Origin of the sequence: Streptomyces sp. NPDC059255 (genome assembly GCF_042752355.1) — a bacterium.
Lineage (GTDB): Bacteria > Actinomycetota > Actinomycetes > Streptomycetales > Streptomycetaceae > Streptomyces.
The window spans coordinates 1-14181 of the sequence record NZ_JBHYZP010000075.1 but is presented as its reverse complement, the minus strand read 5'-3'; the positions used below and the strand labels follow the sequence as shown (position 1 = coordinate 14181).

The window sequence follows — 14181 nt, the reverse complement described above, 5'->3', positions numbered from 1 at the left end:
GCGGATCCGTTCGGTTCCGGAGGCAGGCTCTACCGGACGGGTGATGTGGTGCGGTGGCGTGGGGATGGTCGGCTGGATTTCCTGGGCCGGGGTGACGGTCAGGTGAAGGTGCGGGGTTTCCGTGTCGAGGTGGGTGAGATCGAGGCGGTGCTGGTCCGGCATGCTGCGGTGGGTGTGGCTGTGGTGGTGGCTCGTGAGGATCGGCCGGGTGTGAAGCGGTTGGTGGCGTATGTGGTGGCTGACGGGGATCTGGACGTGGGCGGTCTGCGGGAGTACGTGGCAGCTTCCTTGCCGGAGTACATGGTGCCGTCGGTGTTCGTGGTGCTGGAGGCGTTGCCGTTGACGGTCAATGGGAAGGTGGACCGGCGGGCGTTGCCGGAGCCGTCTTTCGAGGCCGGGGACGAGTACGTTGCTCCGCGCACCGAGACGGAGAGGACTCTTGCTGCTGTTTGGGCCGAGGTTCTCGGCGTGGAGCGGGTGGGGGTCGAGGACGACTTCTTCGAACTGGGCGGGGACTCCATCTCCAGCCTGCGCGTGGCCTCCCGGATCCGTGCGGTTCTCGGGGCAGGACTGACGCCGCGCGCGCTCTTCGACCACCCCACCGTCGCCCGCCTGGCCCAAGCCGTACACCCTCAGCCCGAGGAGGCCGGCATCGCTCCGGCTCCCCGGACGGCGGGCGGCCTGCCGTTGTCGTTCGCGCAGGAACGCCTCTGGTTCCTGGACGACTTCGCCCGGGACGGCGTCGAGTACAACGTCGTCACCGCGCTCCGCCTCACCGGGGATCTCGACCGGGACGCACTGCTGACCGCGGTTTCGCGGCTGGTGGCCCGGCACGAATCCCTCCGGACGACCTTCGACTCCGTCGACGGACGGGGTGTGCAGATCGTGCACGACTCCGTCGAAGTGCCGCTGCGGTCGGCCGGGTTGGACGACGCGCTGGCGATCGCCGTCTCCATCCCCTTCGATCTGCGTACGGGGCCCCTGCTGCGGGTGCTGCTCGCGGACGTCTCCGAGCAGGAGCACGTTCTCGTCCTGGCGATGCACCACATCGTCACCGACGGCTGGTCGATGGGGGTGATCACGCGGGAACTGAGCGCCTTCTACTCCGCCGCCGTACGCGGCGAGGAGCCCGACCTCGACGTACTGCCGGTGCAGTACCCCGACTTCGCGGTCTGGCAGCGCGACAGGCTCGCCTCCGGGTCGTCCCTGGACGACGACCTGGCCTACTGGCGCACCCAGTTGGATGGTCTGGAGCCGCTGGAGCTGCCGACGGACCGGCCTCGGCCCGCGGTGCGGTCCGCCGCGGGGGCGCTGCACGCGTTCGACGTACCGGAGGAGCTGGCGAAACGGCTGGTACGGGCCGGGCAGCGCGAGGGCGCGAGCCTGTTCATGGTGCTGACCGCGGTCACGCAACTGCTCTTCGCGCGCTACACCGGCCGTGCGGACATCGCGTTGGGCACGGTCGTGTCGGGCCGGGAGCGGGCCGAGACGGAAGGGCTGGTGGGCTTCTTCGCCAACACTCTCGTGCTGCGCTCGCGGGTGGACGAGTCGCGCACGTTCGGCGCGTTCCTGGCAGAGGTGAGGAGCACCGTCCTCGACGCCTTCGCACACCAGGACGTACCGTTCAGCACGCTGATAGAGACCTTGTCGCCCGAGCGGGACACGAGCCGCACGCCCCTCGTGCAGGCCATGCTCGTCCTCCAGAACACGCCACGGGCCGGCTTCGACCTCCCGGGTGTGCGCGCGGAGGAGTTCCTGCCGCCGCGCGACACCGCGCAGTTCGATCTCCACCTGGAGTTCCAGCCCGGCGCGCACGGCGGCCTGGAGGCCGTGGCGGTGCACAGTGATCTGTTCGACGAGGCCACGATCGCGCGGATGGTCCGGCACTGGCTGACCCTGGCCGACCTGCTGACTGCCGACCTGCTCGCTGCCGACGTGCCGGCCGCCCGGGCCCTCCGGGAGTACGACCCGCTCTCCGCCGATGAGCGCGCCCGACTCCTCGACACCTGGAACGGGAGTGGGGACCCGGGCACCCCCGCCGTGTCGCCGCTCACCATGTTCGAGGAGCGGGCCCGTGCCACGCCGGACGCGCCCGCCGTGACGTACGAAGGTGCCACCATCGGTTACGGCGAGCTGGACGCGCGCGCCACGCGGCTCGCCGCACACTTGGCCGCGCGGGGGGTCCGCCCCGAGTCCCGGGTGGGGCTGGTGCTGCCGCGCTCGGTCGATCTGGTGGTCGCCGTCCTGGCCGTGCTGAAGGCCGGCGGGGCCTACGTGCCGGTGGATCCGGCGTCGCCGGCCGACCGGATCGAGTACATCTTCGAGGACAGCTCGGTCGAGCTGGTGGTCACGTCCCGGGAGACCGCAGGCGCGATCCCCGACGGGCCGGGTGGCGCCCGTACGGTGGTGCTGGACGCCCCCGAGACGCTGCGGGCGCTCGCCGCCGGCCCCGGAGATCCGCCCGCGTCGGCCGTCCGCGCCGAGGCGGCCGCGTACGTCATCTACACCTCCGGATCGACCGGACGGCCCAAGGGAGTGGTCGTCTCACACGGGAACGTGGCCCGGTTGCTGGCCGCGACCGAGCAGGAGTTCGCCTTCGGCGCGGACGACGTCTGGACGATGTTCCACTCCTACGCGTTCGACTTCACCGTGTGGGAGCTGTGGGGCGCCCTCGCCTACGGGGGCAGGCTGGTCGTGGTCGGCAGGGACGTGGCCCGCGCGCCCGCGGACTTCGCGCGGCTCCTCGCCGACGAGCGGGTGACCGTACTCAACCAGACCCCCTCGGCGTTCTACCGGCTCGCCGAAGAGATCGACGCGCAGCCCGGCGCGCGCGATCAACTCGCCCTGCGCGTTGTCGTGTTCGGCGGAGAGGCGCTCGACTGGACGCGTATCGCCGGGTGGGTGGAGCGGTCCGGCAACGGCGGGCCCGTCCTCGTCAACATGTACGGGATCACCGAGACGACCGTGCATGTCACCAGCCGCCGGGCGGAACCGGCGTACGCCGCGGCCGGCGCGGGAAGTGTGATCGGCCGCGCGCTGCCCCACCTGCGCGCGTACGTCCTGGACGCGTCCTGCCGCCCGGTGCCGCCGGGCGTCCGGGGCGAGCTGTACATCGCCGGAGGCGGTCTGGCGCGCGGCTATCTGGAACGGCCCGGCCTCAGCTCCGTACGCTTCGTCGCGGATCCGTTCGGTCCGCCCGGGACCAGGATGTACCGGACGGGCGACACCGCACGCTGGAACAGCGCCGGGAGCCTCGACTACCTGGGGCGCAACGACGACCAGGTGAAGATCCGCGGCTTCCGCATCGAGCTGGGCGAGATCGAGGCCCTGGTCGTGCGCCACCCGGGCGTGGCGCAAGGTGCCGTGGTGGTACGGGAGGACCAGCCCGGCGACCAGCGGCTGGTGGCGTACGTCGTGCCGGGACATGGCCCGGCAGGCGGGGACCCGGGCGCTCCGGAACAGGGCACAGGCGCACGGGACTTCGGGGACGCGCGGGACTTCGACGAGAGCGCGCTGCGCCGTTCGCTGGCCGCGGCGCTGCCGGAGTACATGGTCCCGGCCGCGTTCGTCGTGCTGGAGGGGTTGCCGCTGACCACGAACGGCAAACTCGACCGCCGTGCTCTGCCCGCCCCCGCGTACGGCGGCCGGAACACGTACGTGGCGCCGCGCACCCCGACGGAAGAGGCCGTGGCGGAGATCTGGGCCGAGGTGCTGGGACTGGAGCCCGGGCAGGTGGGGGTCGAGGAGGACTTCTTCAGCCTGGGCGGAAACTCGGTCCTCAGTCTTCGCGTGATTGCTAGGGTCCGGACAGTGTTCGACATCGACCCCTCGGCGCGTGTGATGTTCGACTTCCCGACGATTGGCCAACTCGCGGGGAAGGTCGAGGAGTTGATTATCGCGGAAATCGAGAATGGCGAGGACGTGGCCCTTTAGGAGAGGCCCGGACACACACCAACGCGTTATCCGCGTGCGCGTCGACGGGATCGGGAGACATCCGGTTCCGTCGACCGCGCACGCGCGCTTCTGCCTGCTTGTTTTCATGATGTGGATATGAGGGAGCTTTCCATGGACGCCGCGTCTTCGCGCGAGGCCCGGATCAGTTCGCTGCCGGAACACGTGCAGGAGAAACTCCGGAGCCGGCTCGCGGGGCGCGCGAGCGGCCGGAACCGCAACACCATCGGGCCGGTGGACCGGAACGGGACACTCCCCCTCTCCTTCGCCCAGCAGCGGCTGTGGTTCATGACGGAGTACCAGCGTGACTCCACGGAGAACAACTCGGGGCTCAGCCTGCGGCTGACCGGCACGCTGGACGTCGCCGCGCTCCGCGCCGCGCTGGACGCGATCGTGGCGCGGCACGAGCCGCTGCGCACCACCTTCGCGGCGGAGGAGGGCGTGGCGCGGCAGATCGTCCATCCGGCGATGGAACTGCCGTTCACGTACGTCGACCTGACGGCGTCGGGGGAGGCACGGGAGGGCCTGGAGGAGGAGTGCGACCGGCTGATCTCCGTCGCGATGGCCGAACCGTACGACCTGGCGACCGGCCCACTGGTACGCGTCCTGCTCGTTCGCGTCGGTCAGGACGCACACCGGCTCCTGCTGGCGATGCACCACATCGTCACCGACGGCGCCTCCATGGAGATCATCGTCCGTGAAGTGAGGGCGAGTTACGCCGCCGCTCTGCGCGGAGACCTCGGCGCGGCCGGACTTGAGCCGCTCACCGTCCAGTACGCGGACTACGCGGCCTGGCAGCGGACCCGCTTCTCCGGCGACGCGCTCGGCCGCCATGTCGACTACTGGCGCGCCCAGTTGGACGGCATCCAGCCCCTGGAGCTGCCGACCGACCGGCCGCGCCCGACCTCAGGGGCGACCGCCGGGGCGACCGCCGAGGCGACCGCCGGGGCGACCGCCGAGGCCGCGCATTCCGACTCGGCTTCGGGCGCCCGCTCGGGTTCGGGCGCCGTGCATGCCTTCACGCTGCCCGCCGATGTCGCGGCCGGGCTGCGCGGCGTCGGCCAGGACGGGGGCGCCAGCCTCTTCGTCACCCTGACCGCCGTGACGCAGCTCCTCATGGCCCGGCGCAGCGGCCGGAACGACATCGCGGTCGGCACCGCAGTACCCGGACGAGAGCGCGCCGAGGTGGAGAATCTCGTCGGCTTCTTCATCAATATTCTCGTGTTGCGCTCCCGGATCGATCAGAGCCGTTCGTTCACCGATTATCTCGCCCAGGTACGGGAAACCGTACTGGAGGCATTCGAACACCAGGACGTTCCTTTCGAGCGGCTGGTGGAAATCCTCGCTCCGGAACGCGACACCTCGCGTACACCACTCGTCCAGTCGATGGTGGTGCTCCAGAACACCCCCACCGAGTCGGGGGATTTCGAGGGCCTGCGGGTCGAGCGCGGAACTCTCGCCCGGCAGGAATCACCGTACGAGGTGAGCTGGGAATTCGAGGAGAGCGGGGAGGAACTGCACTGCGCGATCGAGTACAGCACCGACCTCTTCGACGCGGCCACCGTCGAACGCATGGGCCGGCACTTCATCGCCCTGGCGCACGCCGTCGTCACCGACCCCGGACGGCCACTGGCCGAAGCCGCGCCGCTCGCCCCCGGTGAACTGGCGGGTCTCCTCGCCGACGGCAAGTCCGACACCCGTCCCGAGGCGGCCGAGGGCACGATACCGGCGCGCTTCGCCGAGCAGGCCGCCCGTACGCCCGACGCGCCCGCCCTCACCGGCGTGAGCGGCGAGACCCTCACGTACCGCCAACTCCATGCACGTGCGAACCAGTTGGCGCACCACCTGCTCGACTGCGGAGTCGCCCCCGAGGAACCGGTCGCGATCTGCCTGCCGCGCGGCACCGATCTCGTCGTCGCCATCCTCGCCGTCCTCAAGGCCGGTGGCGCCTACCTGCCGGTGGATCCGGCGCTGCCGCGCGACCGCGTCGCGTGGATGCTCGCGGAGAGCGGCGTCCGCGTCGCGGTCACGGTGGATTCGCTCGCCGGGCTGCTGCCCGAAGCGACCCCGAGCGGCCATGACGTACCCGTCACACCCCACACCCCCGACACACTTCACACCCAGGCCACCCCCCACACCCAGGTCACCCCCCACGCCTCGGTCACACTCCGCACCGTCGTCCACGTCGACCGGTTGCGCGAGCGGATCGCCGGGCTGCCGACCCGTACCCCCGACGTGGCCGTCGCCGCGGGCAACAGCGCCTACGTGATCTACACCTCCGGCTCCACCGGCCGGCCCAAGGGGGTCCTCGGTCTCCACGGCGGGCTGCTCAGCCGCTGGGCGTGGTTCGCCGAGACCTACCCCGAGTGGCGCGACGCCGTGGTGTGCGCGAAGAGCTCCGTCAGCTTCCTCGACAGCGCGACGGAGATCCTCGGCACCCTCGTGCACGGCGGCCGCATCGTCCTCGCCTCCGACGACGAGGCCAAGGACCCCCTCGCCCTGGCGGCACTCGTCGAGCGCCACCGCGTCGAACGGCTGACCCTCGTCCCCAGCCTGCTGTCGGTCCTCCTCGACGAGGTCGACCCGGCCGCCCTCGCCTCCTGCACCAGCTGGATCAGCAGCGGTGAGCCACTGAGCCGCGCCCTCGCCGCCCGCTTCCGCGCACGGCTGCCGCACGCACGGCTGCTCAACCTCTACGGATCGTCGGAGATCAGCGCCGACAGCCTGGTGTGGGAGGCGGACGGACCGGACGTGCGGATCGGCAGGCCCGTCTGGAACAACCAGGTGTACGTGCTCGACGCGAGGCTCCGGCCCGTCCCGCGCGGGGTGCCGGGCGAGCTGTACGTGGCGGGAGCCGGGCTCGCGCGCGGGTACGCCAACCGGCCCGACCGTACGGCGGAACGGTTCGTCGCCGACCCGTTCGACGCCTCGGGGCGGCTCTTCCGCACCGGCGACCTCGTCCGCTGGGCCACCGACGGCACCCTGGAACACCTCGGACGCGCGGACGACCAGGTGAAGGTGCGCGGCTTCCGTATCGAACCCGGCGAGATCGAGGCCGCCCTGCGGCTGCACCCCGCCGTCGCCGATGCCGCGGTCGTCGTACGGGAGGACGGTCAGGGCACGGCGCGGCTGGCCGGCTACGTCGTACCGGCCGAGGGGCACTCCCTGCCGGCGGCGCGCACACTGCGCGACCTCGTCCGGCAGAGTCTGCCCGACTACATGGTGCCCGCCGCGTTCGTTCCGCTCGACGCCCTTCCGCTGACCTCCAGCGGCAAGCTCGACCGCCGCTCGCTGCCCACCCCCGACTGGGCGGACTCCGCCGCGTACGTCGCGCCGAGCACCGCGACGGAGACGGCGCTCGCGGCCATCTGGGCCGAGGTGCTCGGAACCGAACGGGTCGGCGCCGAGGACGACTTCTTCGCGCTCGGCGGACACTCCCTGCTCGCCACCCGGGTGATCAGCCGGATCAGGAACGGCCTGCGCGCGGAACTGACCGTACGCGACCTCTTCGAGGCGCCGCGGCTCGCCGACCTCGCCGCCGCTGTGGACGGCCTGCTCGCGGCCGAGGCCGGAGCCGGGGTCGGTGCCGAGCCGTCCGCGGCTCCGACGGCCGTCGCGGACGTACGCGCCACCACGGCCGGCCGGTACGAGCCGATCGCCCCGGCGCCGCGAGACGGCCGGCTGCCGCTCTCCTACGCCCAGGAACGCCTCTGGTTCCTCGACGACTTCGCGCCCGGCGCCGCCGAGTACAACGTCTGCGGCACCCTGCGGCTGACCGGTACCCTGGACCGCACCGCGCTGACCACCGCCGTCGCGGGCCTCGTCGCCCGCCACGAGGCGCTGCGCACCACCTTCGAGACGGTGGACGGCAGGGGGACCCAACTGGTCCACGACACGGTGGAGGTGCCGGTACGGACAGCCGCCCCCGCCACGGACGCCGAACTGGACGCCGTACTCCGCGCCGAGGCGGCGGAGCCGTTCGACCTGCGGACCGGGCCCCTGCTGCGCGTACTGCTCGCCACGACCGGCGAGGGCGACGATACGTACACGCTGATGCTGACGATGCATCACATCGTTACGGACGGCTGGTCGATGGGTGTCGTCACCCGCGAGCTGAGCGAGCTCTACGCCGCGGCCGTACGGGGAGAGCGCCCGGCCCTTCCCGACCTCCCGGTGCAGTACCCCGACTACGCCGTCTGGCAGCGCGACCGGCTGGCCGGCGCCGCGCTGGACGGCCAACTCGACTACTGGCGCGCGCGGCTGGCGGGCCTGGAGCCGTTGGAGCTGCCGACGTCACGGCCGCGCCCGGCGGTCCGCACGTCGGCCGGCGCCCTGCACACCTTCGAGGTCCCGGCAGAGCTCACGCGCGGCCTGACGGCGCTCGGCCGTGACCGGGGCGCCAGCCTGTTCATGGTGCTCACGGCGGTGACTCAGCTCCTGCTGGCCCGCTACAGCGGCCGGACGGACATCGCCCTCGGCACCGGTGTGTCGGGCCGGGAGCGGCCGGAGCTGGAAAACCTGGTCGGGTTCTTCGTGAACACGCTCGTTCTGCGGACGGAGATCGACGAGTCCGAGACCTTCGAGGAGCTGCTCTCCCGGGTCCGTACGACCGTACTGGACGCCTTCGCCCACCAGGACGTCCCGTTCAGCAAGCTGATCGAGGAGCTCTCCCCGGAGCGGGACACCAGCAGGACCGCGCTGGTCCAGGCCATGATCGTGCTCCAGAACACGCCGCGCGCGGAGTTCGACCTGCCCGGCCTGCGGGCCGAGGCGATCCCGTCGGTCAGGGACGCGTCCCAGTTCGACATCACGTTCGCGTTCTCCGAGCAGGACGGCCGGCTGCTCGCGGCGGCCGAATACAGCACGGACCTGTTCGACGGTGTGCTGGTGGAGAGGGTGTGCCGTCACTGGCTGGAGCTGGCCGGTGTGGTCGTGGGCGGCGGCGCGGGGCGCCGGCTGTGCGGTGTGGGGCTGGTGTCGGGTGCCGAGCGGGATGCGCTGGCCGGCGACTGGGGCGTGTCGGGGGTGGGCGGTCGTGCGGCGGGGGTCTCCCTGTGGGGCCTGGTGGAGTCCCGCGTGACGTCGTCTCCCGACCGGACCGCGGTGGTGTGTGGCGGAATCTCTTTGTCGTACGGGGAGTTGGCCGAGCGGGTGGAGTGGCTGGCTGGGTGGCTGGTCGCCGAGGGCGTCGGGGTGGAGACCCGGGTGGGGGTGTGTCTGCCGCGGGGTGTGGACTGGCTGGTGGCGCTGCTGTCGGTGGTGCGGGTCGGTGGTGTGTATGTGCCGCTGGACCCGGAGTGGCCGGTGGAGCGGTCGGAGTTCGTGCGGGCGGACAGCGGCGTGACACTGGTGATGACGGAGGAATGGCTGGCAGGGCTGCCGGCCTTCGGCGCGGCCCCCGGGCCTGGTGCGGGGATGGGGCCCGGTGCGGGTGTCGCCCCGGTGGTGTCCCTGCTGTCCGCCGCGTATGTGATCTACACGTCCGGGTCGACAGGTGTGCCCAAGGGCGTGGTGGTGTCGCACGCGGGCGTGGCGGGCTTCGTCGCCGCCGTCGTGGAGCGTTTCGGGCTGGACGGCTCGTCGCGGGTGCTGCAGCTGGCGTCGGCGGGCTTCGACGCCTCCGTGATGGAGCTGCTGATGGCGCTGGGCGGCGGGGGGACACTGGTCGTTCCGGAGGGCGGCCGGGCCCTGGCGGGGCGCGAGTTGTTCGACGTGCTCGCGGGTGAGGAGGTGACGCACGCCCTGGTGCCGCCGACGGTGCTGGGAAGTGTTCCGGCGGGCGAGCTGCCGGCGCTCAAGGCGCTGGTGTCGGGTGGCGAGGCGTTGGGTGCGGGGCTGGTCGAGCGGTGGTCGCCGGGGCGCCGGATGTTCAACGCGTACGGCCCGACGGAGGTGACCATCGCGGCGTCGATCAGCGGGGAGCTCCCCGGTGGTGCGGGGCCGGGGGCGGTCCCGCCGATCGGTGTTCCGGTGGGTGGCGCGCGGGTGGCGGTGCTGGACGGCTGGCTGCGGCGGGTGCCGGTGGGCGTGCCCGGCGAGCTGTACGTGGCGGGCTTGGGGCTGGCGCGTGGATACCACGGGCGTGGTGGGTTGACCGCCGGGCGGTTCGTCGCCGACCCGTTCGGTTCGGGAGGCCGGCTGTACCGGACGGGCGATGTGGTGCGCTGGCGTGAGGACGGCCAGCTGGAGTACGTGGGCCGTGGTGACGATCAGGTGAAGGTACGCGGCCTGCGCATCGAGTTGGGTGAGATCGAGGCGGTGGTCGGTCGGCACGACGCGGTGGCCCAAGCCTCGGTGATGGTGCGTGAGGACCGTCCAGGAGCGAAGCGGATCGTCGCCTACGTCGTGCCCGCCGCGGGTGCCGCGGACGGGGGCGGCGTGGACGGCGAAGACGTGGACGGCGTCGACGTGGACGGGCTGCGGGACTTCGCGGCGCGTGAGCTGCCGGTGTACATGGTGCCTTCGGTCTTCGTGGTGCTGGACGCACTGCCGGTGAACGCCAGCGGCAAGGTCGACCGCAGGGCGCTTCCCGCCCCTTCCGACGAGCCCGCAGACGCGTATGTCGCCCCCCGGACCGAGGCCGAACGGGTCCTGACGGAGATCTGGACCGAGATCCTCGGAGTGGAACGCGTCGGGGTCGACGACAACTTCTTCTCCCTGGGCGGTGATTCGATTCTGAGCATCCAGGTCGTCTCCCGGGCCCGGCAGGCCGGCTTCGAGCTCACCTCCCGCGACGTCTTCGCCCGCCAGACCGTCTCCGCGCTCGCCGCGGGGGCCGGGGCGACCGGGTCAGTCACCGCGGTGTCGGCGGACCAGGGTGTGGTGTCGGGCGAGGTGGGCCCGACACCTGTCCGTGAGTGGTTCTTCGCCACCCACACCGTCCACCCCGCCCACTTCAACATGTCCATGGAGGTCGAACTCCCGGCGGACACCGACCTGTCGGCTCTCCGCGAGGCGGTGCGCGGGCTGCTCGTTCAGCACGACGTCCTGCGGATGACGTTCACGGAAGGGCCGGACGGACCGGACGGACACCGGACGGGACGGATAGCCCCCGACGCGGACATCGACGGCATCCTGACGGTTCACGACCTCGCCGAATCCGAATCCGAATCCGAATCCGAATCCGAATCTCAAGCTCAAGCCCCGTGCCCGCGGACGGTGACCTGGCAGGGCCTGAAGGACGCGGCTCAGGCCGGTTTCAGCCTGGAGGACAGCGGTCCGCTGTTCCGTGTCCTCGTGGGCACGCGAGGCGCCGATGACGCGGACCGGACCGTACGAACCGAAGAGACCGTACGGACCGAAGGGACCGAACGGTCCGTACGGATGCTCATCGTCGCCCATCACCTTCTCGTGGACGGCGTGACCTGGCGCATCCTCCTCGAAGACCTCAGGTCCGGCTACGCCCGCGCCGTCGCAGGCGCCCCCGCCGTTCCGCGGCCGAAGACCTCCTCCGTGCAGCAGTGGGCGGCGCGGCTCGCCGCGCACACGGCGGCCGGTGGCTTCGACGCCCAGATCCCGTACTGGAACTCCGTTCTGGAGGGCGCGGAAACGACCGTACCGCTCGACCGTCCGGACGGCGACAACACCGTCGCGGTGCAGGCGGTCGTCTCCGGCGGACTCACACGGGAGGCGACGGAAGGCCTCCTCCAGCAGGTCCCCGCTGTCTACCGTACCCAGATCAACGACGTACTCCTGACGGCCCTGGCGCGCACCCTGCGTACCTGGACGGGGTGCGACCGGACGGCCGTCGATCTGGAAGGCCATGGCCGCGAGGAGATCTTCGACGACATCGATCTGACCCGTACGGCCGGCTGGTTCACCTCCATCCACCCGGTTGCCCTTGCCCTCCCCGACAGTGACGACTGGGGAGCGGCCGTCACATCGGTGAAGGAGCAGCTGCGCGCCGTTCCCGACCGGGGTGTGGGGTACGGAGCGCTGCGCTATCTGGGCGATGTCTTCGCCGAGCACCCTCATCCTCTGATCAGCTTCAACTACCTCGGCCGACTCGACATGGCGGCGGGCGGCGGCACGGATGGCTGGTACCGCTCGGCCACCCTCAACCCCGGGGGCGAGCACAGCACTCGGGAGAACCGTCCCCACCTCCTCGACATCACGGCAGGACTCCTTGACGGCCGGCTCGTCTTCTCGTGGCACTACTCGGCCGGCCTGCACCGCGAGGAGACGGTCCGGGCCCTGGTGGACGGCTTCGCCGCCCAGCTCACCGCTTTCGTGACACACTGCGCCGAGCCGGAGGCGGGCGGCTGCTCGCCGTCGGACTTCCCCTTGGCGCGGCTGACACAGACCGAGGTGGACCGGATCGTACGCGGCAGCGGCCGCGCCGCTCAGGACGTCGAGGACATCTATCCGCTGACGCCGCTCCAGTCGGGCATGCTCTTCCACGCGCTGGCGGAGCCCGATTCTCCCGCGTACGTGGAGCAGTTCGCCTTCACCCTGGACGGGGTCACGGACTCCGACCGGCTGGCGAGTGCCTGGCAGCGGACCGTGGACCGCTCCGACGCCCTGCGCGTGTCACTGGTGTGGGAGGCGGTCGGTGAGCCGGTCCAGGTGGTGCATCGCCGGGTCACCGTGCCCATGCTCCACCTGGACTGGACACGCGCCGACGACGCCGAACAGGAGTCCCTGCTAGGGGACTTCCTCCGGGCGGACCGCGCTCGCGGTATCGAACTGACCTCCGCCCCGCTGATGCGGGTGGCCCTGGCCCGTACCTCGGACGGGACGGTCCGCGTGGTGTGGACCTTCCATCACCTTCTCCTCGACGGCTGGAGCACCGCCGCGTTCCTCTCGGACGTACTGGCCGAGTACGCGGTCCTCGACGGAACCGCGACCGAACCTCCCGTCTCACGGGGCGCGTTCGGCGACTACGTGCGGTGGCTCACGGAGCAGAACCGGGCGGTCGGCGGTGACTACTGGCGTGGCGTGCTGGCCGGCTTCGAGGAGCCGGTCCCGCTGCCGTACGACCGGGTACCCGAGCAGGCCCGGCGCGGGCAGTCGAGCGCGCGGGTCCCGGTGACCCTGGAGCAGCCGGTGTCCGCGCGGGTGAGCGGCTTCGTACGCCACCACCGGATCACGGCCAACGCCCTGGTCCAGGGGGCGTGGGCGCTGGTGCTCGCGCAGTACGCGGGATCGCCGGACGTGGTGTTCGGTACGACGGTCTCCGGCCGCCCGGCGGATCTGCCGGGCGCCGAGAACATCCTCGGCCTGTTCATCAACACCCTCCCCGTCCGTGTCACGGCCGCCCCCGGGCAGTCGGTCGCGGACTGGCTGCGACAGGTCCAGGACACCCAGGCCGAGTCGCGCCGGTACGAGTATGTGGCGTTGTCGGACATCGACACGGACGTACCGGCCGGTGCCTCGCTCTTCGACAGCCTGGTGGTCTTCGAGAACTACCCCGTGGACGAGGCGGCAGCCGAGCGGCACGGCATCGGCATCCGCGCGGCAGAGGCCATCGAGTCGACCAACTATGCCCTGACACTGATCGCCGCGGCCGTCGGTGACGGGCTGGACATGACACTCGCGTACGATCCGGCACTCTTCGACCTCGCGACGGCCGAACGTCTGTCGGCCCACCTCTCGACCGCGGTCACGCGGCTGATCGAGCACGCCGAGGCGCCGGTCGGGGACGTGGATCTGCTGAGCGCGGCCGAGCGGGCACAGGTGCTGGGCGAGTGGAGCCGCGGGCCGGGAGAGTCCCCGCGCGTCTCCATTCCGGAGGCGTTCGCCGGACGGGTCACCGCCGGGCCGGACGATGTCGCGGTCGAATGCGGCGAAGTCTCGCTCACGTACGCCCAGTTGGATGTCCGCGCGGACGAGCTTGCGCGGGCACTCGCGGCGCACGGCGTCCGAGGTGGCTCCCGCGTGGGACTGCTGCTGGAGCGGTCGGTCGACGTGGTGGTGGCGATGCTCGCGGTGCTGAAGGCGGGCGGTGCGTACGTTCCGTTGCATGCGGGATATCCGGAGGAGCGACTGCGTGATGTCGTGGAGCGGAGCGGCGCTCTGCTGGTGCTGACCGACCGGAGTGTTGACACGGTCGGTGGCGTGGCGACGGTTCGGGTCTCCGTGGAGCCGGCAGGGCAGGAAAGGCCCGATCGGGGGCGGGAGTCGCTGTCCGGTCGGCTGTCGTCCGATTCTTTGGCGTATGTGATGTTTACGTCGGGGTCGTCGGGGGTGCCGAAGGGTGTGGGGGTGACGCATGGGGATGTGGTGGCGTTG

Annotated in this window: 2 protein-coding genes; both read left to right on the top strand. The window is 71.5% G+C overall.

Translation table 11 applies throughout. From position 1 onward, the window contains the following. On the top strand, positions 1 to 3933 hold a 3933-nt coding region (locus ACFXKG_RS40605; protein WP_384850467.1), incomplete at its 5' end, for an amino acid adenylation domain-containing protein. Positions 3934 to 4065: 132 nt separating this feature from the next. Beyond that, positions 4066 to 14181: amino acid adenylation domain-containing protein (locus tag ACFXKG_RS40600; protein WP_384850464.1), on the top strand; the 10116-nt coding region annotated here is incomplete at its 3' end.